The 24,223-nt window shown below is 36.6% G+C and carries 25 protein-coding genes, 1 pseudogene and 1 riboswitch; of the genes and pseudogenes, 15 read left to right on the top strand and 11 right to left on the bottom strand.

Going from position 1 to position 24,223, the window contains the following annotated elements:
* Positions 1–93 precede the first annotated feature (93 nt).
* Positions 94–1,323 (bottom strand): chloride channel protein, encoded by a 1,230-nt coding sequence (locus tag SB773_RS15015; protein ID WP_113733712.1) that lies wholly within the window; start codon positions 1,321–1,323, stop codon positions 94–96.
* Between the two features lie 319 nt (positions 1,324–1,642).
* Positions 1,643–1,747: riboswitch (SAM riboswitch) on the top strand.
* A 234-nt stretch (positions 1,748–1,981) separates the two neighbouring features.
* Between SB773_RS15015 and SB773_RS15010 the strand changes: the two genes are divergently transcribed.
* From SB773_RS15010 to SB773_RS15000, 3 genes are all read left to right on the top strand, one after another.
* The gene (locus SB773_RS15010) at positions 1,982–3,280 is read left to right on the top strand and encodes a bifunctional O-acetylhomoserine aminocarboxypropyltransferase/cysteine synthase (RefSeq protein ID WP_002068601.1); all 1,299 of its coding nucleotides are present in this window, start codon (positions 1,982–1,984) and stop codon (positions 3,278–3,280) included.
* Complete coding sequence (gene metA, locus SB773_RS15005) at positions 3,264–4,169, top strand: homoserine O-acetyltransferase MetA (protein WP_002143920.1); 906 nt, start codon at positions 3,264–3,266, stop codon at positions 4,167–4,169. The genes SB773_RS15010 and metA overlap by 17 nt, the downstream gene beginning before the upstream one ends.
* Positions 4,170–4,307: 138 nt before the next feature.
* On the top strand, positions 4,308–5,603 hold the full coding sequence (locus SB773_RS15000; protein WP_002130122.1) for a homoserine dehydrogenase: 1,296 nt from the start codon (positions 4,308–4,310) through the stop codon (positions 5,601–5,603).
* Positions 5,604–5,632: 29 nt separating this feature from the next.
* Here SB773_RS15000 and SB773_RS14995 read toward each other — a convergent pair whose 3' ends face one another.
* A complete protein-coding gene (locus SB773_RS14995) occupies positions 5,633–6,259 on the bottom strand; it encodes a YczE/YyaS/YitT family protein (RefSeq protein WP_113733714.1) in 627 nt (208 codons plus the stop codon).
* A 98-nt stretch (positions 6,260–6,357) separates the two neighbouring features.
* On the opposite strand from SB773_RS14995, the gene SB773_RS14990 reads away from it, so the two are divergent.
* The 5 genes from SB773_RS14990 to SB773_RS14970 are packed head-to-tail and all read left to right on the top strand — an operon-like array spanning position 6,358 to position 10,823.
* On the top strand, positions 6,358–7,335 hold the full coding sequence (locus tag SB773_RS14990) for a LacI family DNA-binding transcriptional regulator (protein WP_410590649.1): 978 nt from the start codon (positions 6,358–6,360) through the stop codon (positions 7,333–7,335).
* A 10-nt stretch (positions 7,336–7,345) separates the two neighbouring features.
* Positions 7,346–8,227, top strand: coding sequence for an SGNH/GDSL hydrolase family protein (locus SB773_RS14985; RefSeq protein WP_113733716.1), 882 nt, complete (start codon positions 7,346–7,348; stop codon positions 8,225–8,227).
* A complete protein-coding gene (locus tag SB773_RS14980) occupies positions 8,224–9,141 on the top strand; it encodes an ABC transporter ATP-binding protein (RefSeq protein ID WP_113733717.1) in 918 nt (305 codons plus the stop codon). The genes SB773_RS14985 and SB773_RS14980 overlap by 4 nt, the downstream gene beginning before the upstream one ends.
* Positions 9,134–10,126 carry an ABC transporter permease gene (locus tag SB773_RS14975; RefSeq protein WP_002089839.1) on the top strand — a complete coding sequence of 331 codons (993 nt, stop codon included), beginning with the start codon at positions 9,134–9,136 and terminating at the stop codon, positions 10,124–10,126. Before SB773_RS14980 ends, SB773_RS14975 begins: the two co-directional genes overlap by 8 nt.
* A 19-nt stretch (positions 10,127–10,145) precedes the next feature.
* Positions 10,146–10,823 carry a uracil-DNA glycosylase gene (locus tag SB773_RS14970; RefSeq protein ID WP_410590646.1) on the top strand — a complete coding sequence of 226 codons (678 nt, stop codon included), beginning with the start codon at positions 10,146–10,148 and terminating at the stop codon, positions 10,821–10,823.
* Between the two features lie 38 nt (positions 10,824–10,861).
* Here the strand turns inward: SB773_RS14970 and SB773_RS14965 are convergent, their stop codons facing one another.
* From SB773_RS14965 to SB773_RS14955, 3 genes are all read right to left on the bottom strand, one after another.
* Entirely contained in the window at positions 10,862–11,155 is a 294-nt protein-coding gene (locus SB773_RS14965; RefSeq protein ID WP_000953390.1) for a DUF3817 domain-containing protein, read from the bottom strand.
* A gap of 209 nt (positions 11,156–11,364) precedes the next feature.
* On the bottom strand, positions 11,365–12,186 hold the full coding sequence (locus tag SB773_RS14960) for a Cof-type HAD-IIB family hydrolase (protein ID WP_113733719.1): 822 nt from the start codon (positions 12,184–12,186) through the stop codon (positions 11,365–11,367).
* Positions 12,187–12,542: 356 nt separating this feature from the next.
* Positions 12,543–13,826: a purine/pyrimidine permease gene (locus SB773_RS14955; protein ID WP_044438401.1), complete on the bottom strand. Its 1,284-nt coding sequence runs from the start codon at positions 13,824–13,826 to the stop codon at positions 12,543–12,545.
* Positions 13,827–14,067: 241 nt separating this feature from the next.
* Here SB773_RS14955 and SB773_RS14950 point away from each other — a divergent pair.
* The 3 genes and pseudogenes from SB773_RS14950 to SB773_RS14940 form a co-directional block, all read left to right on the top strand.
* Positions 14,068–14,361 (top strand): annotated as a pseudogene (locus tag SB773_RS14950) (cation:proton antiporter regulatory subunit); the annotation flags it as partial.
* A 6-nt stretch (positions 14,362–14,367) separates the two neighbouring features.
* Positions 14,368–14,655, top strand: coding sequence for a YwdI family protein (locus SB773_RS14945; protein WP_001198367.1), 288 nt, complete (start codon positions 14,368–14,370; stop codon positions 14,653–14,655).
* Between the two features lie 63 nt (positions 14,656–14,718).
* Positions 14,719–15,087 (top strand): DUF423 domain-containing protein, encoded by a 369-nt coding sequence (locus tag SB773_RS14940; protein WP_002016371.1) that lies wholly within the window; start codon positions 14,719–14,721, stop codon positions 15,085–15,087.
* Between the two features lie 31 nt (positions 15,088–15,118).
* Here the strand turns inward: SB773_RS14940 and gerQ are convergent, their stop codons facing one another.
* The 4 genes from gerQ to hemQ all read right to left on the bottom strand — a co-directional run bounded on the left by gerQ (position 15,119) and on the right by hemQ (position 18,407).
* Positions 15,119–15,565, bottom strand: coding sequence for a spore coat protein GerQ (gene gerQ, locus SB773_RS14935; protein ID WP_410590642.1), 447 nt, complete (start codon positions 15,563–15,565; stop codon positions 15,119–15,121).
* Between the two features lie 27 nt (positions 15,566–15,592).
* Positions 15,593–16,015 (bottom strand): cell wall hydrolase, encoded by a 423-nt coding sequence (locus SB773_RS14930; protein WP_088293208.1) that lies wholly within the window; start codon positions 16,013–16,015, stop codon positions 15,593–15,595.
* A gap of 174 nt (positions 16,016–16,189) precedes the next feature.
* Positions 16,190–17,467 (bottom strand): serine hydrolase, encoded by a 1,278-nt coding sequence (locus tag SB773_RS14925; protein ID WP_113733723.1) that lies wholly within the window; start codon positions 17,465–17,467, stop codon positions 16,190–16,192.
* 196 nt (positions 17,468–17,663) lie between these two features.
* Positions 17,664–18,407, bottom strand: coding sequence for a hydrogen peroxide-dependent heme synthase (gene hemQ / locus SB773_RS14920; protein WP_002089820.1), 744 nt, complete (start codon positions 18,405–18,407; stop codon positions 17,664–17,666).
* Between the two features lie 277 nt (positions 18,408–18,684).
* On the opposite strand from hemQ, the gene pta reads away from it, so the two are divergent.
* Complete coding sequence (pta, locus tag SB773_RS14915; RefSeq protein ID WP_002016367.1) at positions 18,685–19,656, top strand: phosphate acetyltransferase; 972 nt, start codon at positions 18,685–18,687, stop codon at positions 19,654–19,656.
* A gap of 69 nt (positions 19,657–19,725) precedes the next feature.
* Here the strand turns inward: pta and lipL are convergent, their stop codons facing one another.
* Both lipL and SB773_RS14905 read right to left on the bottom strand, forming a co-directional pair.
* Positions 19,726–20,571: an octanoyl-[GcvH]:protein N-octanoyltransferase gene (lipL, locus tag SB773_RS14910; RefSeq protein ID WP_002034931.1), complete on the bottom strand. Its 846-nt coding sequence runs from the start codon at positions 20,569–20,571 to the stop codon at positions 19,726–19,728.
* A gap of 127 nt (positions 20,572–20,698) precedes the next feature.
* Positions 20,699–21,394 carry an RsfA family transcriptional regulator gene (locus SB773_RS14905; RefSeq protein WP_002016365.1) on the bottom strand — a complete coding sequence of 232 codons (696 nt, stop codon included), beginning with the start codon at positions 21,392–21,394 and terminating at the stop codon, positions 20,699–20,701.
* Between the two features lie 289 nt (positions 21,395–21,683).
* On the opposite strand from SB773_RS14905, the gene SB773_RS14900 reads away from it, so the two are divergent.
* The 3 genes from SB773_RS14900 (at position 21,684) to SB773_RS14890 (ending at position 24,213) form a co-directional block, all read left to right on the top strand.
* Positions 21,684–21,908: a YuzB family protein gene (locus SB773_RS14900; RefSeq protein WP_000526075.1), complete on the top strand. Its 225-nt coding sequence runs from the start codon at positions 21,684–21,686 to the stop codon at positions 21,906–21,908.
* Positions 21,909–22,144: 236 nt separating this feature from the next.
* The gene (locus tag SB773_RS14895; protein WP_002113119.1) at positions 22,145–23,200 is read left to right on the top strand and encodes a FecCD family ABC transporter permease; all 1,056 of its coding nucleotides are present in this window, start codon (positions 22,145–22,147) and stop codon (positions 23,198–23,200) included.
* Positions 23,197–24,213: a FecCD family ABC transporter permease gene (locus SB773_RS14890; RefSeq protein ID WP_060750525.1), complete on the top strand. Its 1,017-nt coding sequence runs from the start codon at positions 23,197–23,199 to the stop codon at positions 24,211–24,213. The genes SB773_RS14895 and SB773_RS14890 overlap by 4 nt, the downstream gene beginning before the upstream one ends.
* The last annotated feature ends 10 nt before the right edge of the window (positions 24,214–24,223 follow it).

Here is a 24,223-nt window from a genome sequence, read left to right as displayed (position 1 = left end):
GCACTTGCCGGATTTTGAGGTGAGAGTCTTACTGCTCGCAAATAGCGGGATAAAAACAGGCAGTGGAACTTTTGTCCCTACTGCCTGTATGTATTAGTTTGTAGCTTCATTGTTTTTAGGAAGCGGAAATGCATTCCCAATCGCTGCTGCCCCGAGCATCGGTAATAATAAATTGAGCGGGAAAAACATGAGTAATAGTAATGTTATAGCTATTGGTTTTCGTAATGCATAGCTTGAAATAGCTGTCGTGACGATGGCTACAGAAGATATTGGATCTATGGGTAGAATAGAAGCTATAGCGTATCCGATACTTGATCCAGCAAATATAATTGGGAAAATATGTCCGCCGCGCCAACCCGTATTTAAACAAACGGCAGTAATACATAATTTTAAAATTCCTGAAAGAAGTAGTACCCAGAAGGATAAATGGCTCCATTCAACGACTAAATCTTTTAATTGATGTTCCCCTGAGAATAACGTGTAAGGAAGAAAAGTTCCTGTAATTCCTAATAAAATACCGCCTATAATTCCAAGTGATACCTTGTATTCTTTGAAGGGGTGGATTAATTTCTCTAATGTGAATTCTAATTTGAAATAAAAGAAACCAACTATAGCACCAATGCTAGCAAGTGGTAGAAAGGCGATCCATTCATTAAGAGCAAGAGACCCTTCCCCAAAATCAACAATAAAGGATCCACGATTATCGAGTTTACTAAGCAATAAGTAAACGGAAAAACCGGCAAAAGTGGTAGCTAAATATACAATTGCTTTTTTTCCTTTCGAAAATTCATTAATTTGTTCACCCTCATTTTCATTCGGAGCTAAGAAACCGAATAATGGTGCATTAAAAATTACACTTAAAGTAGCACCAATTCCAACCTCTGTTAGTTCATTCATTCCCTTTAAAGCAAAATTAAAGCGATCTCCTACCCATGTACAAAGTCCACCGATAATTCCAACAAGTGCTGCTTCTGGGCCTAAACTAGCTCCAAATATTAAAACGATAATCGCAGTTAAAGTAGCTTTATGTACAAAACTGTATTCGATTCTACCTGTTTTTTTATATTCAGCCATCACTTCGGGCATAAGACGTGGATATGTACCGAAGTATTTTTGTGTTAAACCAACGAGGATACCACCGATGATTGTTACACAAATGGTGTAATAAGGCGGAGAAGAGAAAATAGTAGGTAAGTATCCCCAAATAAAGTGAATTCCGATATTTATTGTAACTAAAAATAACCAGACTGTAGCTCCTACTATAGAGCCTAAAAGAATGCCATATAGGACGAGTATATAGTGCATGTCTTTTTTATTTGTCATGTTGTACCTCCGTTATGTAAATTTTCATGTAGAAAGGATTAAATATGCTAGTGTGAAATGAATTGAATATATATAGTATCTTTTTGAGGGTTTGGCTTATTCAATATATTGAAATCTCATGAAAATTTGAAACCAACGCGGTTAAACCACTTATTTAATTCTATATATTGATCGGAGTTTTTAAAAGGTCTTTTTCAAATGAATATGGAATATATTTCTTTTGTTGTTTATATTAAATTCCTCGCATTTAATTTAGAACATTCAGAAAAACCATTTGACATCAGGAAATTATTGCTATAAAATCAACGGTAATTGCATAGTCTTATCAAGAAAAGGTGGAGGGACAGGCCCGATGAAACCTTGGCAACAGCCGTATAACGGAATTGTGCCAAATCCTGCAGGTAATAATCCTGAGAGATAAGAAAGAGCCTTAGAGCGTGTTTTCAAACTGCTCCTTTCTTGTTTTCAGGGAAGGGGCAGTTTTTTATTTTGGATAAAGTGAAACTTTAATTAGTGGGGGTTTTGTCCCTCCCCCGCTAATTATTAGCCTTCATCAATCGGGCAGTTATCTCCCACCTAACTTCCTCGCATTTGCCGAATTTGGAGGTGGGAGTCTTACTGCCCGCAAATAGCGGGATAAAAGAAAGGAGAATGAGAGATGGGAGAATCATGGGGGAAAGGAACGATTTGTGTGCAAGGTGGCTATACGCCAAAAAATGGTGAGCCACGTGTTTTGCCACTTTATCAAAGTACAACGTATAAATACGATACGTCAGATGATTTAGCAGCACTATTTAATTTAGAGGCAGAAGGATATATATATACGCGTATTGGAAATCCTACTCTAGCTGCATTTGAGCAGAAGTTATCAGATTTAGAAGGCGGTGTAGGGGCTGTTGCAACAGCTTCTGGGCAGGCAGCCATTATGCTTGCGGTTTTAAATATTTGCAGTAGTGGAGACCATTTACTTTGTTCTTCAACTGTTTACGGAGGAACGTTTAATTTATTTGGAGTGAGTTTGCGAAAGCTGGGCATAGATGTTACGTTCTTTAATCCTAATTTAACGGCAGATGAAATTGCGGCACTTGCTAATGATAAGACAAAACTCGTTTATGCAGAGTCGTTAGGAAATCCAGCAATGAACGTTTTGAATTTCAAAGAACTTTCAGCAGCAGCAAAAGAATTAGAAGTACCTTTTATCGTTGATAATACATTAGCGACGCCTTATTTATGCCAGGCGTTTGAACATGGGGCAAATATCATTGTCCATTCTACAACGAAATATATTGATGGCCATGCAAGTTCTCTAGGCGGCATTGTAATAGATGGAGGGAACTTCGATTGGACAAATGGAAAATACCCTGAGCTTGTCGAACCTGATCCGAGTTATCACGGCGTAAGCTATGTTCAAAATTTTGGAGCAGCAGCGTATATTGTGAAAGCACGCGTTCAGTTATTAAGAGACTACGGAAACTGTATGAGCCCATTCAATGCATATATTAGCAACATTGGCCTGGAAACATTGCATTTACGAATGGAGCGTCATAGTGAAAATGCTCTCGAAGTTGCTAAGTGGCTTGCCAATCATGATCGCATTGAATGGGTGAATTATCCAGGATTAGATAGTAATGAAAATTACTCGTTAGCACAAAAGTATTTGAAAAAAGGTGCTAGTGGAGTTTTAACATTTGGTATTAAGGGCGGATTAGAAGCAGCGAAAGAATTTATCGCAAATGTAAAGCTTGCAACTCTTGTAACGCATGTAGCTGATGCAAGAACTTGTGTAATACATCCTGCTAGTACGACGCACAGACAATTAAGCGCAGAAAATCAGCGTTTAGCTGGCGTTACATCTGATTTAATCCGTTTATCGGTCGGTATAGAAGATGTTTCTGATATTATTGCAGATTTAGAAGCGGCGCTAGTCGGAGGCAAACAACATGCCGATCATAATTGATAAAGATTTACCAGCTCGCAAAGTATTGCAGAAGGAAAATATTTTTGTAATGACGAAGGAGCGAGCAGTAACACAAGATATACGTGCTTTGAAAATTGCTATATTAAATTTAATGCCCACAAAGCAAGAAACAGAGGCGCAATTACTTCGTTTAATTGGAAATACGCCGTTGCAATTAGATGTGCATTTACTTCATATGGAATCGCATCTGTCTCGCAATGTAGCGCAGGACCATTTAACGAGCTTCTATAAAACATTTCGTGATATTGAGGATGAAAAATTTGATGGACTCATTATTACAGGAGCACCAGTTGAAACTCTTTCTTTTGAAGAGGTAGATTATTGGGAAGAGCTTGGACGTATTATGGAGTATTCAAAAACGAATGTAACATCTACGCTTCATATTTGCTGGGGGGCACAAGCAGGTTTGTATTATCACTATGGTGTGCCGAAGTATCCTCTTGCGGAAAAAATGTTTGGTGTATTTGAACATGAGGTTCGCGAGCAACATGTGAAATTGTTACAAGGGTTTGATGAAGTGTTTTTTGCTCCGCATTCTCGTCATACAGAAGTAAGAGAGAGTGATATTGAAAAGGTGAAAGAATTAACGTTATTAGCCAATTCTGAAGAAGCAGGTGTTCATCTTGCTATTGGGCAAGAGGGAAGGCAAGTTTTCGCACTCGGACATAGTGAATACAGTTGTGATACGTTAAAGCAAGAATACGAACGGGACTGCCAAAGAGGGTTAAATATTGATGTGCCAAAAAATTATTTTAAACATAATAATCCAGATGAGAAGCCACTTGTTAGGTGGAGGAGTCATGGGAATTTATTATTCTCTAATTGGCTGAATTATTATGTGTATCAAGAAACCCCTTATATATTGTAAATGATTGTATAACACGTGGTAGCGTTTTATTTGTAAAGATCAACCTGTATTTTTCTTAATATTCAAAATACATTGTTTTTCAGATTTTTTGTCTATATAATGGCATCTAAACACAATTTTTGAGGGGTGGACAGTATTATGAAAGACATTCAAGTGGGGTTATTAGGTCTTGGGACAGTTGGTAGTGGTGTAGTTCGTATTATTACAGATCATCAAGAACGACTTATACACCAAGTAGGTTGTCCAGTGAAAGTAACGAAAGTATTGGTGCAAAACATTGAGAAAGAGAGAGAAGTAGACGTGCCTTCTACTCTATTAACACAAGATGTGAATGAAATTTTAGATAATCCTAATATTGATGTTGTCATTGAAGTAATGGGCGGCATTGATGATGCAAAAGCATATATTTTACAAGCTTTAAAAAGCGGGAAGCACGTTGTGACTGCAAATAAAGATTTAATGGCGTTACACGGAGCGGAACTCTTAGCGGTAGCAAAAGATAATAAGGCTGATTTATTTTACGAAGCAAGTGTAGCTGGAGGGATTCCAATTTTACGAAGCATCGTAGAAGGACTTTCCTCAGATCTTATTACGAAAGTAATGGGAATTGTAAATGGAACGACAAATTTTATTTTGACGAAAATGTCAGACGAAGGGAGAGCATATAACGACGTGTTAAAAGAAGCTCAGCAGCTTGGATTTGCAGAAGCAGATCCAACATCAGACGTAGAAGGTTTAGATGCAGCAAGAAAAATGACGATTTTGGCTACCCTCGGTTTCTCTACAAATGTAGAGCTTGGAGATGTGAAGGTAAAAGGAATTACTTCTATTACAGCAGAAGATATTGAATATAGTAAGAGCTTAGGCTATACAATTAAATTAATTGGTCTTGCAAAGCGAGATGGCGAGAAATTAGAGGTTACAGTTGAGCCAACTTTACTTCCAAATGCACACCCTCTTGCGGCAGTGCAAAATGAATATAATGCTGTCTATGTGTATGGTGAAGCGGTAGGAGAAACGATGTTTTATGGACCGGGAGCAGGAAGTTTACCGACAGCGACAGCTGTTGTTTCTGACCTAGTTGCTGTAATGCAAAATATTAGGCTTGGTGTAAACGGAAATAGTGCGGTAGTCCCGCAATATCAAAAGGTACTAAAAGAGCCGGATGAAATTGTTGTGAAAAAGTTTTTAAGACTTCATGTGAAAGACGAAATTGGTGTGTTTGCAAAAATTACATCATTGTTCTCTGAGCGCGGTGTTAGTTTTGAAAAGATTATTCAAATGCCACTTGAAGAGAAAGGGAAAGCAGAAATCGTAATCGTAACGCATCGTGCTTCTCTTGCGGATTATGAGTACATTCTACATACATTGCAATCGTATGAAGAAATAGATTGTGTGAAAGCAAATTATCGAATTGAGGGAGATGCTAAGTAGTATCTTTTCTAATAAAACGAAAAACCCTATTAAGCGGCTTGCTTAATAGGGTTTTTTCTATTTAAAATCTTCGTACCAACTTGAATAAAAGCTTGAATAATCCAACCTGTTGTAAAGGATAAGATAATTGTTCCAAAATAGATTGGCCCATCTAATAAGAAGCTTAATGTTAAAAATAAAAAAGCTAATGAAATTTCTGTTCTTCTAAATGTCCATTTCTTTTTCTCAGCAACAGTTAAAACGAAAGCCTCTTGAGGTGCTGCGCAAAGGTTTGTAGAGACGTAAAGACCAATTCCAGCTCCGATGAATAGATTTCCGCAAATAAGTGTTATATATTTTGGAAGAGAGCGGATAGTATCCATAATAGTCGTAATAGAACCAACCCAATCAACAAAAAGAGAAATAAGAATCATTGTGACAATTGTGCCGATTGTAATTTGTTTTTTGTCCCAAAAGAGTACGATCAGGGTAAAAACAAAGTTAATCATGAAAATCCAAAAACCAATACTTATCCCAAAATTTTGATATAGTGCAATAAAGAAGGAATCATAAGGGCTAAGTCCAAAGGAAGTAATTGTCGTCATCATATTAATACCGATGGCGAGAATGAGTAAACCGCCAATGAAAAATATATATTCTAGTTTGAATCGAAGCATAGTTGTATATCCTTTCAAAATGTATTTGCTAAGAAAGGATATACTGTGGAAAGCTTACCAGGTCAAGCGAGAATTTTTGAGGGGAAGGGGAGAATGAGATGACTAATATAAGAAAGATTGCTGAACTTGCTGGGGTATCTGTTTCAACTGTTTCACGTGTACTCAATAATCATCCGTATGTGAATGAACAGAAACGAAAAGAGATTTTAGCGATTATTGAAGAATTAAATTACACGCAAAATGTGAATGCGATTCATTTAGTGAAAGGAAAAACGAATGTAATTGGCGTTTTATTGCCGCACGTAAATGATCAATATTACAGTGCCATTATTGGGGGGATATCAAAGGAAACCGCAAAGAACAATTATAATATGATGCTTTGCCAGACAAATTATAGCGAAGAAAAAGAGCTTGAAATTTTACATATGTTAAAAATGAAAAAGCTTGATGGAGTAATTATATGTTCACGGACAAATAGTAAGGAAAAACTTGAAGAGTATACGAAGTTTGGTCCAATTGTGATGTGTGAAGAAATAGATTCGAATTTCATTTCGAGTGTACATATTGATTACTACAAAGTATTTTTGCGCGGGATGAAAAGCTTAATAGATGCTGGTCATACACGTATCGGATATTGCATTGGAAGAAGTAATAGTATTAATAGCCAGAGGCGAAAAAAGGCGTATGAGGATTCACTTCAACAGATTGTTGTAACACCGTTAGATGCCTGGAAGTTTAAGGGCTGTTTTACGGTGGAAGATGGGCGCAATGTAGTCAGGGAATGGGCTCGTATGTCTGTAAAACCGACGGCGTTTCTTGTATCCTGTAACCATATTGCTGCGGGAATGGTAACAGAAGCGAAAAAACAAGGAATTCGAATGCCAGAAGATATTACGATTATCGGATGTGATGATCAAGAAGTGGCAAATATATTAGGCATAACAACGATTTCGCATCCTAGTAAAAATGTCGGGATAAAAGCGTTTGAATTATTATATGAAAAGATTAATGATGAGGAAATAGATGTGAAACATGTAGAGTTATTACCAGATTTGGTAGATAGGGAAACGACATAATAGAGAAGGTGTGAAAATCGCTTTTCGAAAATTCGTTTGGTATAATTATGGACAATCTATAGGGGCTAAAAGGGGTTTTGATATGAGATCAAAATTAGTAAAAGTAATTCTACTCATTACAATTGCGTCTTTCTGTTTATTTGCATACGGTTTTGTTTCGGGTGTAAATGATGTATTAAATCCGAAAGCTTCAAAATTAATTACGAAGACTGACGTAGTGGAAAAAGAGAAAAAGAAAACAGGAACGTTACAAATAGTTAGTTTAGGTGATTCGTTAACGCGCGGCGTTGGTGATAAAGAAGGAATTGGCTATATTGGACGAATGAAAGAGAATTTACAAAAAGATTATAAACAAAAAGTTGCACTAAGCAATTTGGCAGTTAGTGGTGCGAAAATGCCTGATTTATTAAAACAAATCGAAAGCAGCGGAGCTCAATATTCAATTAAGCAAGCAGATGTAATTGTTTTAACAATTGGAGGAAATGATTTATTCCCAGGATGGGAATCGCTCGGAAAGATAGATTTAGAGACGTATCGTCCTGATACGGAAACGTTTCAAAATGAAGCGAAGAAAATTATAGAAGAAATTCGTAAATTAAACACAGATAGTCCTATTTTTTGGCTAGGTTTATACAATCCTTTTGAGGATGTAGAAGATTTAAGAGGTTCATCAAATATTGTTGTTGATTGGAATGCTTCTTTAGAGAAGTTAGCATTAAATGATAAAAATGTATATATTACACCGACATTTGATTTATTCCAAAATCGTGGGAAAGATTTATTATACTCCGATCATTTTCATCCGAATGAAGTAGGCTACACATATATGGCAGAGCGATTAGTCCAAAACGTCGTAAGTAAATTAAAACTAGAGCAAGGAGGGATAAAATGACGACGATACTTTCTGTACGAGACTTAAAGAAGGTAATTGGAAAGAAGACGCTTGTAGAGGACATTTCATTTGATGTAAAACAAGGAGAAGTGTTTGGCTTTTTAGGACCGAACGGAGCCGGGAAAACGACAACAATTCGAATGTTAGTCGGACTGATTAAAGCGACAGAAGGTACTATTTCTATCGGTGGTTATTCTATTAAGGAAAATTTCAGAGAAGCGATGCGTCAAATTGGAAGTATAGTTGAAAACCCAGAGCTTTATACATATTTAACGGGATGGGAAAACTTAAAGCAATTTGCGCGCATGCTTGGTGATATATCAGATGAACGTATTATTGAAATTGCAAAAATGGTTCATTTAGATGAGCGTATTCACGATAAGGTAAAAACATATTCCCTTGGTATGAAGCAGCGCCTTGGAATTGCACAGGCGCTACTTGGAAACCCGAAATTGCTCATATTAGATGAACCGACGAATGGTTTAGATCCAGCTGGGATTAGAGAACTTAGGGAATTTATACATAAGCTTGTAAAAGAAGAAAATATGAGTGTATTTATTTCGAGTCACTTGCTAAGTGAAGTGCAACTGATATGCGACCGTGTTGCTATTATTCATAAAGGAAAAATGATAACAGTTGCACCTATTGAGGAGTTGATCAAAACAGCGAGTGATCGTGTGGAATGGGTCGTTACACCGATTTCCAAAGCGAAAGACATGTTAGACGCTGTTGAAGAGATAGAGGAAGTTAGTGTAGAAGATGAGCGTTTATTATGTCGTATGGATGTTGCGTCTATTAATGTTTGGAATAAGCATTTTGTAGAAAACGGGATAGATGTACATAGCGTCAAAGAGCTTGTATTTACGCTAGAAGATTTATTTATTGAACTCACAAGGGGTGAGCAATATGCGTGAATTTGCGAATCTAGTTTTAAATGAATCAGAAAAGATTTATCGTAAGAAACGAATTGTTGTTGTCATGCTTATTTTAGCAATCTTGATTCCACTTTTTGTGTATGCTCAGTATCGTGAAATAGAAACGACGCAAAAAAGGCTTGGTACGACCGATTGGAAAGTATCATTACAGCAACAAATTGTTGATTCACAAAACCGCTTGAACAATTCTAGATTGCCAGAAGAATGGCGGGATTGGTTAAAAGTAAGAGTGGAACAACAACAATATTATTTAGATCATAATATTAATCCGACTGCGCCAGGAGCACCGACATTTGTGAGGGCGTTTATTGAACAAGGAATAACGTTATTTATTCCATTGCTCGTTATGATTGTCGCCATTGATATTGTTTCAGGAGAACGAAGCGATGGTACGATGAAAATGCTTCTGACGAGGCCAATTCGGCGCTGGAAAATACTCCTTAGTAAATATGTGACGATGTTATTTTTCATTTCGCTCATATTGCTTCTTGTCGGTTTGTTTGCTTACGCATTATCAGGGCTTGTATTTGGATACTCTGGATGGAATTTACCTGTGTTAACAGGATTCGTCATTGATAAGGAAACGTTAAATACGAACTTTGTACACCTTATTCCGCAGTGGCAATACATTTTAATGGCGTACGGACTAGCTTGGTTTGTTGCTATCGTTGTTGGAACTATATCATTTATGGTCTCTGTTTTAATTCGTAATACACCAGCTGGTATGGGCGTTATGTTAGCTGCGTTAATTGCAGGCGGCATTTTAAGTTCATTCGCAACGTCTTGGGAAGGTGCGAAATACATTTTTAGTGTCAACTTATCGCTAACGGATTATTTATCAGGAAAACTGCCTGCATTACAAGGATTATCAATGGGATTTTCTTTAATAAATTTAACGGTTTGGGCAGTAGTATCTCTTATCATTTCGTTTGTAGTATTTACAAGGCAGGATATGGTGAATTAATTGGATAGGAAGTGAAGGCATGGAAAAAATTTTGCAGAATGATTGGGGACCATTACTGGGGCCAGAATTTGAGAAAGAATACTATCAAAATTTAGCTAACTTTTTAAAAGAAGAGTATGAGGAGCATGTGATTTATCCAAAGGTAGAAGATATTTTTAACGCTCTAGAGTATACAAGTTATGAAAATACAAAGGTCGTTATTTTAGGACAAGACCCATATCATGGACCGAATCAAGCGCATGGTTTAAGCTTTTCGGTACAACCTGGTATTAAAACGCCGCCATCATTGCTAAATATGTACAAAGAACTTCGAGATGAATACGGTTATGAAATTCCGAATAACGGTTATTTAGTAAAGTGGGCGGAGCAAGGAGTTTTACTATTAAATACTGTATTAACGGTTCGTCAAGGTGAGGCGAATTCTCATAAAGGAAAAGGATGGGAGCATTTCACAGATCGCGTAATTGAGCTATTAAATGAACGTGAAAAGCCAGTTATTTTCATATTATGGGGACGCCATGCTCAGGCGAAGAAAAAGTTAATTACGAATACGAATCATCGTATTATCGAGTCTGTACATCCAAGTCCATTATCAGCAAGACGAGGTTTCTTTGGAAGTAAGCCGTACTCTAAAGTAAATACGATTTTAGCTAATATGGGCGAAAGAGAAATTGATTGGGAAATTCCAAATTTATAAATAGAAAAGGTAGTTAACAGTTGTTAACTACCTTTTTATTATTGTTGTTCGTTCTTTAGTTTTGCATCTAGTACAAAAGTACCGAATGGGATAACTGATGAAACGAATGCCCCAAGTGCCCATAAAATTGATTTACGGTGTACGATTGTTACTTGAATTACTGCAAAGATGAATAGAATAAATAAAACGCCATGAGCCATGCCTGTAATTTTAACAGCTGTTGCAAATCCTGCGAAATATTTCAATGGCATTGCTACAAATAATAGTAATAGGAAAGAAATCCCCTCAATTAAGCCGATTGCTCTTAATCTTCCGATTGGTGTAGATAACATGAAGTAGCCTCCTTTAATGTATGCTTGTATATAGTAAATTTGTATTCTTTTTCAAAATGAAATAGTCTATTTTATTTAATTATATACAAAAAGAAAGTTTACACTACGAGAATAGTGCAAAGTTCAAAATATAGTCACAAAAGCATTGCAATTTAAATAAAAACCTATTTGAAGTATTTGACTTCAAATAGGTTTTATGAATGAAAATATTAAACAAGTACTTCCGTTTTTAAAACGAATTTCTCTACAACTTTTGCAACGCCATCGTTCATATTTGTATCTGTTACATAGTTTGCAATTTCTTTAATATCATCTGGTGCATTGCCCATCGCAACACCAAGACCAGCGAATTCAATCATTGCTTGGTCGTTATAGCTATCACCCATTGCGATAACCTCTTCACGCTTAATACCAAGTTTTTGGATTAGCTGGTTTAGGCTTGTTCCTTTTGTAACACCATATTCAGTAAATTCTAAGAAGAATGGTTTAGAGCGCATAACGCTTAATTGACCTTCTAGTTGTTTTTGTAGTTTCTTTTCTACTTCAACAAGGCGTTCAGCTTCTTTATTCATTAATACTTTTACTACAGGTTCTTTAACAGCAGTTTTAAAATCATCTACTTCAATAATCGGCATGCCAGTAATTTCGCCCTCAATTTTAGTATAAGGATTATTTTCTTCTGTTACGATATCATCGCCAATATAAGTATGGATCCATACATCTTCAGTTTTACTAATTTCAAATAGGTTGTGAACGATTTCAGGAGATAGCGTGCTACTGAAGATTTCTTCATTTGTTTTACAGTTAATAATTTTTGCGCCGTTAAAAGATAGAATGAAGCTACCATATTCCTCTAAACGAAGTTCTTTTGCAACATTGCGCATACCAAACGTTGGGCGCCCAGAAGCAAGTACAACTTTAACTCCTTGCTCTTGTGCTGTCATTAAAGCCTCTTTCGTACGAGGTGAAATTGTATGGTCGTCGCGTAATAAAGTATCATCTAAATCTAAAACAATCATTTTATAAGTCATATAGAAAATTCCTTTCTTTGTTGAAATAGAAATAAATTTTTATGAAGATAGTGGGGAATATATAGTAAGACATCGAACTTCTTTACATGAAACTAGGAGAAGTTCTGCATTGTTAGTATAAATTATCATGAGCGTGCTGCCCATGATAATTTATCCCGCATTAACGGGCAGTAAGACTCCCACCTCAAAATTTAGCTGGAGCAAAGAAGTTAGGTGGGAGATTAACTGCCCGTAAACGCCCGATTGGTTCAACTAATAATCAGTGGGGATGAACAAAAACCCCACTGATTAAAGTTTCACTTTATCATTATCGTAACAACTCTAAAGATAGAGTGCAATAATGGAAGTTTTCCAATTTACGATGGTTGTTTTTCGTGCGAACGAGAAAATAATATTTCCAGCAAGATAGCCATTACAGATCCAAGAACAAGACCGTTACTTAAAAATGAAGCTAAAAATGGTGGTAGCGTAGAAAACGCTCCTGCTGGAACGAACATAACGCCGACCCCTGTAAAGATTGAAAGGCCTGCTACTTTAAATAATTGTTCTTTATTTTGTACAGTGTCATATTCGCGGAAAGCTAGACCAATCATGCTTGCAAATACAGGATAAATTGCAGCATACCCAACTGCAACGGGGATGGCTGCAAAGAATGAAGTAATCTTTGGGAATATACTAACAAGAATAATAAAGCTTGACCCTAACATAAATGGAAGGCGCTTATAAATATTTGTCGTTGCAATAAATCCTGCGGATCCAGAAATGGCAACAGGACCAATGGCTGAAAATAGACCGCCTAGCAATTGATTTATTCCTGTTATAATGCCAGCTTGTTTGAAGCGATCTGGAGCAGCATCTTCTTCATACTTAGAAACAACCTTTTGTACAACGCGAATACTGGCTAACATATTTGTTAGAAGTAGTAGTGTGACGAAAACTACCGTAATTGCCATGTTCCATTCAATGCGAGGCATTCCGAAAACAAACAGAGATGGAAGACGAATTATATCTGTCACAGGTGTTACTGGATTAGATAATCCGAAGCACGCAAATAATATCCAGCCGCAGACGATACTGAAAAGAACGGAATATTGTCCAATAATAGGTATCTTCATAATGAAAAAAGATAGTAAAATAACAATGAGTGAAAGAATAAATACCTTTGGCTGTACTTCTGTATGTTGTCCATCAAGGCCAAACATGCCTTTTAAGAAGGAGCCACTAAGTTGTGCGACCAAAAGGAATAAATACGTTCCAATTACTGTCGGTGTAAAGTAACGAACTAGTTTATCAATAAGTCCAAAAACACTAAGAATAATACAAATGATGCCACTTAATAGGAAAGCGTACTGAAGGACCTTAAGTGTTTCATTGCTTGATCCAAATAATACGACGCCTAAACTTGCATACAAGGAGAAAATTCCCCACCAAAGGCCTGCAGGACCTTCTTGGATAGGAAGTTTATGACCAAATATGGCTTGCAAGAGACCGGCAAAACCGAGAACAAATAATGTTCTTTGTACAAACGCGATAGCTTCAGCGCCATCAAGGCCGTAACTAGTTGCGACACTAATTGGTACAATAAGACTTCCAGCTAAAATAAATAGTGCCCATTGTAAGGCAGAAAGAAATAGCTTCATTATATCAACCTCTTTCATAGATTCCGTTTTCTAGTATATACGTATTTCATTTCCTCTGGCAAAGATTGTAGATAGAGAAAAGAGTTGAAACGTAATATGAATGTACGGAAGCAATTATGGATAGCGGTTATATGTATGACTTTTGTTGTAATTCTAGGAATGCTATGATTTATGACAATTGAAGAGATTAGCTTGTTTCAAGCATTTTGGATGACGATGATTACTGTATTGATGGTTGGATATTGCGAATCCGTTAACAGTGCATTATATTGATACAGTATTGTATGGAATAGAGCAATCATTTGTAATTGAAGAAGTTCAAGTTGGTAAAGATTCTAACTTAGCTAGTAAATCGTTATTAGAGAGTAATGTGAGAAATCAATTTGGTGTAACAATTTTAGCGATTTTAAGAGATGGGGATATTATCCATAATCCAACGGGGCAGGAAAAACTGCAAGAACATGATATGATAATAGTATTTGGTTCAGTGGAAAAACTGAGGCAATTTGAGAAAGAACTACAAAGTAAGAGGTGACAAGGAATGCAAGTATCTAGCGATAAGGTTTTAAATAAAATGGCGAGTGAAATTGCAAAGGCAAAAAGTAGTGAAGGACAAAAATCAAAAGAGCATTTATTAGTTGTGCGTGCATTATGTGATTTATTATTAGATGAACAAGTTGAGCCTTCTACGTATAGAGAACCACAAGTTCAATCACAAATAATCGGATCTCAGCCTATAACAACAGTTCAACCGGTTATGCCAGTTTCTGGAGAACCTGTGTATATAAAAGAAGAAGGTGCAAATGGTAATTCTTTATTTGATTTTTAGGGATTAAATCGTTTGGATTATATGTGAAAATTGCTTATGATAAAAATAAAAAGGGGAATTAAGATGAAAATTTTCTTTTTACTAGGTTGTATTGCAGCGGGGCTATCTGTTGCATTAGGGGCTTTTGGAGCACATGGTTTAGAAAATAAAATTTCTGCAAAAATGTTAGAAGTGTGGAAGACGGGAGTTACATATCAAATGTTTCATGCAGGTGGCTTATTCGTAGTTGCTCTATTAATGGACAAAATGCAATCATCACTTTTAAGCACTGCAGGTTGGCTTATGGTAGCTGGGATTATTATGTTCTCAGGCAGTCTTTATGCATTAAGTACAACAGGTATTAAATTCTTTGGCCCAATTACACCTCTTGGTGGTGTAGCGTTTATTGTGGCGTGGATTTTAGTCGGAACTGCAGTTGTAAAAGGTTTATAAAAAACAAAAGCTGGCATTTGCCAGCTTTTTTTTATGGTCTTGGAGCATAAGTTGCTTGTTGACCAGGTAAATACGTAATTTCTCCTGGGAATTCTACATAATCTAAATAAATCATTAGTAGTAAAAATCGTTTTCCAGATTTCGGTTCACTAATAACGATATGATCACGGCCGGCTGCCTCAATAATCCCTGTATAAGATTGTGTGCCAAGCGAGCTACCACGTTCATAAGTCATTACAACTGTAGCCTGCTTACCTTTGTTTAAACGAAGGATATTTTCAATATAAGATTGCTCTAGTGGTAACATACCTTGAGAAACTGCCAATTGAGCCTGAGCAGCTTGTTGTTGCATCGCTTGCTGTTGTTGTTGTTGTTGTTGTTGTTGTTGCTGCTGCGCGGTCATTTGTTGCGGTTGTACATAAGTTCCAGATGGTTGATAGAAACCTGTTCCATAGTATGGATTTTGTTGCTGTGCCATTCAAAAATCCCTCCTCGTTTTCATTCCTTAATATATGCTAGGGCAATCCCCGGCAGTTGGTTGGAAGAAGCAGTGCTTTTTAAAACGTCCAGAGTTTTGTTGGTCATACCAAGTTGGTGGGCAAGGACCTTCAGGTCTGAAAAACCATAAGGCGAAATTTGCAGGCCAAAAACGTTGTCCTTGAATGGTACGCCTTGCTAAGGCAATGTCTTGTTCTCGTGCTCGTTGATAAAAGTACCCTTTTTGAGTAGCTTCAAAACCACCAGGATTTTGATAAACCATCTGACGTAAGTTCCGTACTTTTTTAAAATCCAAACAATTTCCGCGGACACGATTTACACCGACATTTCCAACCATTAGCATGCCTTGTTGTCCTTCTCCTTCAGCTTCGGCACGCATGAGTCTAGCTAATAACTTTACATCTTCTTCTGTATGCGCGATAACACCCATTATGTGTCACCTCTCTTTTTGGAATACCCTTCGGAAAGAGGTTTTTTCTAGATGAAGTGTGGAACAATTACTAGTTCATACGTATGAGAAAAAGGACTCAGATATGACAACCAAACAAAGTTTTACATTTTGAGAGGAAAAGAAAAAAAGCTAGCGTGGGCTAGCTTTTCATCATTAAAATACTTTAGACCATGAGTTTGAGAAGAAATCGCCAATTGAACGCATTGTTAATACGAACCAATTTGCTTTTTCTACTTCTTCAGTCGTTTTTGCAGTAACTTTTATACTTTTATTTCCGTCTAAGAAACCGTATTTATCAGTTGATTCTAAAACGATGGAACCGACTTTTGCATCTTTCTTAATAGGGGCAACTAAATGTCCATCTTCAGCAAGTGATTTATCTGCTTCAGCTGAAATTTTGTAAGGTGATTTGCTACCTTTTGCAGTAACTACTGTCACTTCTTTTTCTGGTGCAACTGTTACGTAGTCTTCTTTTCCTTTTACTACAGAAATTTTGTTATTTTTATCTACTTTTAATTTCTGTTTTTCGAAGTTATTAAATCCATATTCAATTAATGCACGAGATTCTGTGAAACGTTCGTCCATTGATTTTGTTTTAATAATAACTGAAATAAGACGTAAATCACCACGTTTTGCTGTAATAGTGAATCCATATCCAGCGGTATCAGAACTTCCTGTTTTTAAACCATCTGCTCCTTCATAAGAGAAAGCAGCACCTGGTAACATCCAGTTCCAATTTTCCATACGAATTGGTTTCGGATGATTATCTGGGAAGTTTCTAAATCTTTGTTTTGTATCCTCTAGCATTTCTGGATACTTTGTAATAATTGTTTTTGAAAGAATACCCATATCGCGAGCTGACATGGAGTTTTCTCCATTCGGATCAGTTCCTTCAGGATGTTTTCCTTTTAAATCAGCGTTGTTTAACCCAGTAGCGTTTACAAATTTATATTTCTTTAACCCTAGTTTTTTCGCATGTTCATTTGCAAGATTTAAGAAGTTCTTTTCACTTCCTGCAAGTAATTCTGCTAAAGCAATACTAGATCCATTCGCAGAGAAGATAACGATAGAATGATATAATTCTCTTACAGTATATTGGCGTCCCTTTTCAAACGGTACGTTAGAGAATTCATTATTACGTGAAACTTCATAAGCGTAATCAGAAATAGTTACTTTCGTATCCCAAGTGATTTTTCCTTCTTTAATTGCTTCTAATACGGCATAAATAACAATTAATTTTGACATACTAGCGATAGCTAGTAATTCATCTGGATTTTGTTCATGCAGTATTTTTCCTGTATCCGCATCAAATAGAAGTGCAGCAGCTGCCTCTATATGTATTTTTTCTTCCGCATGGGATGTTGTTACTCCTAAGGAAGAAAATGACAATAGAGACACTAGTAAAATAGACAAGATTTTCTTCATATACATTATCACCTTCGCATCGTTATTAGCATATAGCTCGTACCATTTTAGCATAAATTTGGATATAGAAAGGTTACAATTTTGTAAGGAAATTGAAAAGAATTTGTCGATTTTTGTTCAAATTTGCAGAGAAAAGAAGCTTTTTGAGGAGAAATATAGAGGGTAATAAAAAAAGGAACGAATTTCGTTCCTTTTTTACGATTTATATGTGTAAAAATTTCTCTACCTTTTCGTCTGGTAAAATGTTTCCAACGAAAAATGTTCCGAATTCACCATAACGAGCACTTACTTCATCGAAGCGCATTTCATATATAAGTTTCTTAAATTGAAGAACATCGTCAGCAAATAATGTTACGCCCCACTCAAAATCGTCAAATCCAACTGATCCTGAAATAACTTGGCGCACTTTACCTGCGTACTGGCGACCGATTTTGCTATGGCTGTACATAAGTTTCTTACGTTCATCCATAGGAAGCATATACCAGTTATCATTACCTTGGCGACGCTTATCCATTGGATAGAAGCAAATGTGATTTGCTTTCGGTAACTCAGGATATAAGCGAGCTAAGATTTGTGGGTTTTGGTATGGGTCTTCATCAGCTGGAAGATAGTTGCTTAGTTCAACAACAGATACGTAAGAATATGCAGGAACTAAATATTCAGCTAATGTTGTTTTATTTAATTCTGTTTCGATTTCATTTAACTCTTCCATTGTTGGACGTAAGATCATAAGCATAATATCTGCTTTTTGACCAACAACTGTATACATTGCATGACTGCCTTTTTTTGCAGTAGCTACTTCGTTCCATTTTTCAACGACATTTAAAAATTCAGACACTGCTTGTCCGCGTTCGTCACTAGATAATGTTTTCCATGCTGCCCAATCAATAGAACGTAAATCATGTAAACAATACCAGCCATCTAACGTTGTTGTTGCTTCACTCATTCTATTCACCTCAGTTAATGATATTTTACACGTTAACTATAGCATATATAGGATTAAAAACATCTACATAAAGTTTCGGCGCATAAAACTGTCACATTTATATTTACTGGAAAACGGGAGAAAATAAGGCTTAAGTAGGCATTATTTCTCGGCTGAATTTTATGAAAATATAATCATTTTCATTTTATCTATTTTTTGGGAGCTATAAGTTTAAAATATAGCTAAAAAGAAGTATTCTTAAAGGTAGAGTTTTTAACATTTGTAGGAGGGTTTATTCGTGAGCAATTTATTTACAGCAGTAAAAGAAAAAGTTCAAGGAAAAGGCATTTCTATCGTACTTCCTGAAGGAACTGATGAAAGAATTTTAGGCGCTGCAGAGCGTTTAGCAAAAGAAGAGTTAGTAAAACCAATTTTAGTTGGTAATAAAGAAGAAATTAGCGCAAAAGCTGCTAGCATGAACTTAACATTAGCAGGCGTTGATATTTACGATCCAGCTACATACGAAGAGATGGATGCAATGGTAGCATCTTTCGTTGAACGCCGTAAAGGTAAAGCAACAGAAGAAGATGCTCGCAAAATCCTTAAAGACGAAAACTACTTCGGTACGATGCTTGTATACATGGGCAAAGCACAAGGTTTAGTAAGTGGTGCAGCTCACTCTACAGCTGATACAGTTCGTCCAGCACTTCAAATTATTAAAACAAAACCAGGCGTTACAAAAACTTCAGGCGTATTCATCATGGTACGTGAAGAAGAGAAGTATGTATTCGCTGATTGCGCAATTAACATTGCACCAAACAGCCAAGATTTAGCTGAAATTGGTATCGAAAGTGCGAAAACTGCTGAACTATTCGGTATTGACCCACGCGTTGCTATGTTAAGCTTCTCTACAAAAGGTTCTGCGAAATCTCCAGAAACAGAAAAAGTTGTAGAAGCAACTCGCATTGCAAAAGAAATGGCTCCTGAATTAACTTTAGATGGAGAATTCCAATTCGATGCTGCATTCGTACCATCTGTAGCTGAGAAGAAAGCTCCAGGTTCTACAATTAAAGGTGATGCTAACGTATTCGTATTCCCAAGCTTAGAAGCTGGTAATATCGGCTACAAAATCGCTCAACGCTTAGGTAACTTCGAAGCAGTAGGACCAATCTTACAAGGTTTAAATATGCCTGTAAATGATCTGTCTCGTGGATGTAACGAAGAAGAAGTGTACAAGTTAGCTTTAATTACAGCAGCTCAAGCACTTTAATTCTATAAAGAATTAATATGAAAAAAGACCATCCTATTTCTTTTGAAATGAGGGTGGTCTTTTTGGTTTCTATTTTTCTAAACCAAGTGCCTTATTATTACGGTCAATAATACGTTGTAAATTCGTCTCGTATAAAGGAACTTCATCTACTGTTAGCTGAGATGATGTTAACTTTGGAGTGAATTGTTGCAACGTTTTTAAAAGGCGCATCATTAAATCTTGCACTGTAATTGTTTCACCGAGTAATTCAGATAGTGAAGCCATCGTACTCGGTACAATTTCGGGATACGTAAATCTTGTTTCTTCGCCTTGAATTGCTACGTTGTAAAAATCACGAACGAGTGCGGCACGCTCAGATCCGCTTCCTGTCGCACATAAGTAAATTTGTACAGCAACGCCTCCGCGAATACGACGCTGAGAAATACCAGCAAATTTTTGATTGCGAATGCTCAAATCGTAGCTACCAGGACAATAAGAACCAACAATTTCTTTTGCTTCGATAGTAACATCGTAATCTTTTAACATTTCCTTAATTAAATGCCACATCGTATCGTATCCAAGGTCGATATCGATACCCTTTTCTGTTTCTTGGAATAAAAGTGATACATTTAAAACACCTTCATCAAGTACGACAGCAAGTCCACCAGAATTACGAACGATAACATTGAAGTCGTTTTCTTTTAAAAAGGAAATACCTTCTTCTAAATGTGGTAGGCGTGAATCTTGAATGCCAAGAACAATTGTATTGTGATGAACCCAAGAGCGCATTGTTGCAGCGGATAGACCATTTCCAATACTTGTGCATAACGTGTCATCCATTGCGAATGACTGAAGTGCATGGAAAGTTGGTCCTAAACTAGACTGATCTACAATACGCCACTCTGGCTGAGATAAAATCGAACGGGAATTGCTCATATAACTAACCCCTTATTTTTAAAATGACAATCTCTATTATAGCAAAAAATGTAGAAAGGGGTTTTCTCATATATAAAGGGAAGTTTAGAGGTGAAAGAATAAAAAGGATGCATTGCATGCATCCTTTTTATTCTGCAATTTTTTCTAAGTTACCGTTTCGATCCATGCGGAAAGATGTTTGTGAGCGTTCCTCATCATCCATTACTGCTAATTTACGAGCACGGTTCATAATATTCATAAGTGTTTCGTAATCCTCTTGTACAGTATGAGATTGTTGCTCTAATTTTTCTAGTTTCTTTTCTAGTTCTTCATTTCGCAGGATTTGCGTTTTAATTTCTTGTTTCAATCTCGTATTCTCGTTTTCAAGAGCTGTTACTTTTATATTTGAAGATCCAACTGTTTGTAAAAAGTAAATAACATCTTGCATTGTTATTGAGCTTTTTGGAGCAGGGACAGTCGGCTTTTGATATGGAGTAGCTTCTGTATATTGAACAGCTGTTTCATACGGTACGTGTTCTTCATAATCAGTTATCGCCGCCGCTGAAGCTGGTGGTGTGTAAAGCAAACGTTTTTTTGTCTGTTCACCGCCCGCAGCACGCATTTTATCTTTACGATGTTTTTTTGCTAGTTGAAGAGCTTGTTCATAGCTATAGCGAACAACAGCATTCCAGCGGAAACCACAAGCAGCAGATGTGCGATTTAACTGATCTCCTACTTCTTCAAAAGCATTTAATTGAGTACTTCCTTCTCGAACATGGCGAAGCACCGTTTCAGCAAGTAATAAATCGTCCTCGTCTGTCCAAGCATCTTGTCTTACTTTCATAGATTCAACTCCCTTTCTTTTTATGAACTTCCTATTTTTATAATGGGCAAAAAAATGAGCTTTTATACAAAGCTTTTAAAAATATGGTAGATTTCAATGAAGAGAAGAAATGTGGCTATGAATGATGAAAGCTTTTGAAGGAGAAAATATAAAAAATAGGTAGCTTTATATAGGAATAGAGCTACGCCCGGAGACTTGCAACAAGCTTCAAAGAGCGGTAAAATACCATTTAGTGTTTATTTTTAAATGTACTTGTGAAAAGTTTAAAATAGAGGAAGTGTTATATATAATGGGAAACGAATTTCGTGTGTGTGATGATTGTCAGGCAACGAACGTTAAAACGTTGATTCCGAAGTTAAAAAAAGTAGATTCATGTGCAACGATTGAGGTTGCATGTCAGTCTTACTGTGGCCCTGGTCGTAAAAAATCATTCGCGTTTGTAAATAATCGTCCAGTTGCGGCTCCAACAGAAGACGAATTAATTGTAAAAATTGAAGCAAAATTAAATAAGTAAGAAAAAGAAGAGTGAACAGATTACTCTTCTTTTTTTATGTCCATAAGATAGCGTTTTGTATGAATTCGTATTTCAAAATAATGGTTGACAGTCTTTTGACGTGGTAGGTAGAATAGAAAGTGTCTGATTCTGAGAATCATTATCATAAAAAAGTCAATTCACCTAATTTTTTTATTATTATTTGAGAATAAATTTCATTTTATTAAATATATGTTGTTGGTTAGGATGGTTGAGGGATGGAAGCGAGCGCAAGGAGTATAGAACAGCAAGATGTGAATGTTAAAGAGATTAAGAGCAGACCACTCGTTGCTTCTATTATTTTAATAGCAGGCACAATTTTGTTAGCTTTAAGTATGGCAGTTTCTATTTCGTTTGGTGCAGCAGATATTAGTTTAAAGACCGTTTGGCAAGCTGTATTTCAGTTTGATGGTTCCATAACGCACCATAACGTAATTCAAGAACTTCGCATGCCTAGAGCAATAGGGGGCGTAGTTGCAGGTGCTTTTTTAGCGGTATCAGGTGCAATTATGCAAGGTATGACACGAAATCCACTTGCATCTCCATCGTTAATGGGGATTACAGATGGTGCTGTATTCGGAATTGCAATTATGTATGCATTCTTCCCTAATTCACCTTATTTAATGTTTGTTATCGCATCTTTTATTGGAGCTGCGTTTGGAGCGAGCATTGTATATGGTATTGGGTCTTCTTCACCGGGTGGATTAACGCCTGTAAAATTAGCTTTAGCAGGTGCAGCAATTAGTGCTTTATTAGGGGCAATTTCATCTGGAATTGCATTGTATTTCAACCTTGCCCAAGAGGTAAGTATGTGGAATGCAGGCGGTGTTGCCGGAGTAAAATGGCAAAGTATTAATATGTTAGTACCGATTGGTCTTGTTTGTCTCGTTATAGCAATTATGATGTCGAGATATATCACAATTTTAAGCTTTGGTGAAGAAATTGCGATTGGACTTGGTCAAAATACGACATTAATTAAATTTATCGGAACAGTACTTGTTCTTGTATTAACAGGTTCTGCGGTTTCTATGGCAGGATCAGTTGGATTTGTTGGCCTTGTAATTCCGCATATGACTCGTTTCCTTGTAGGCTCAGATTATAGATGGGTTATTCCATGTTCTGCGGTCTTAGGTGGATTGCTAATTGAATGTGCAGATATGTTATCTCGCGTTATTAATCCACCATTTGAAACGCCAATTGGAGCAATTACAGCGCTAATTGGGGTGCCATTCTTCCTCTACTTAGCACGTAATGAAGGGAGAGGAAAGATGTGAGGACGAGCGTCTTAACAAAAAAGAACGTTTCTATTTTAACGATTTTAGTAGGATTAATTGTTGGTGTATTTTTAATAAGTTTAAATACAGGAACATTTAAAATTCCTCCAATAGATGTATTAAAGTCATTGGTTGGATTAGGTGCAGAAGATCAATCTGTTATTTTATTTGAATTTCGTATGCCGCGTATGGTTATTGCTATATTAGTTGGTTCTGCATTAGCTATGTCAGGTGCAATTTTGCAAGGGCTATCACGAAACCCACTTGCTGATCCAGGTATTATAGGTATTAACGCCGGAGCGGGATTAACAGTTGTTGTATTCGTCTACTTTTTCTTTGGAAAAGTTGGAACTGGTACATTTTTATCTGTATTTATCCTTCCATTCTTCGCGCTAGTTGGTGCGATATTAGCAGCGGTTATTATTTATTTACTAGCATGGAAAGACGGTGTTTCATCAACTCGATTAATTCTTGTTGGTATCGCTGTTGCAGCCGGATTTGGTGCGGTTAGTTTAATTTTCTCTATGAAGATGACATCTAACGACTTCCGTTTTGCAACGATTTGGTTGGCAGGAAGTTTATGGGGAACAGATTGGAAGTTCGTACTAAGTGTACTCCCATGGATGATTATTTTCTTACCACTTGCCATTAGTAAAGCGCACATATTAAATGTAATGAATTTAGGCGACTCTACAGCAGTTGGCCTTGGTGTAAACGTAGAAAAGGAAAGACGTAAATTATTATTTATTGCAGTTTGTTTAGCTGGTGCATCTGTTGCGGTGGCGGGAGGCATTGGTTTTATCGGTTTAATGGCTCCGCATTTAGCGAGACGCCTCGTTGGTGGTAAACATCAAATTATGTTACCAACGGCTGCATTGATAGGAACGTTCTTGCTTTTATTTGCAGATGTAATTTCAAGAAGTGTGTTACCAACTTCAGAAATACCGGTCGGTCTTGTTATTTCTGTAATTGGTGCACCATATTTCATATATTTACTTATGAGGACAAAATAAAGGGAGGCTT

Source organism: Bacillus sp. SIMBA_074, from assembly GCF_046534555.1.
Taxonomy (GTDB): Bacteria; Bacillota; Bacilli; order Bacillales; family Bacillaceae_G; genus Bacillus_A; species Bacillus_A mycoides.
The sequence above is the reverse complement of the archived record's forward strand: the minus strand, read 5'-3'. Positions and strand labels throughout refer to the sequence as shown.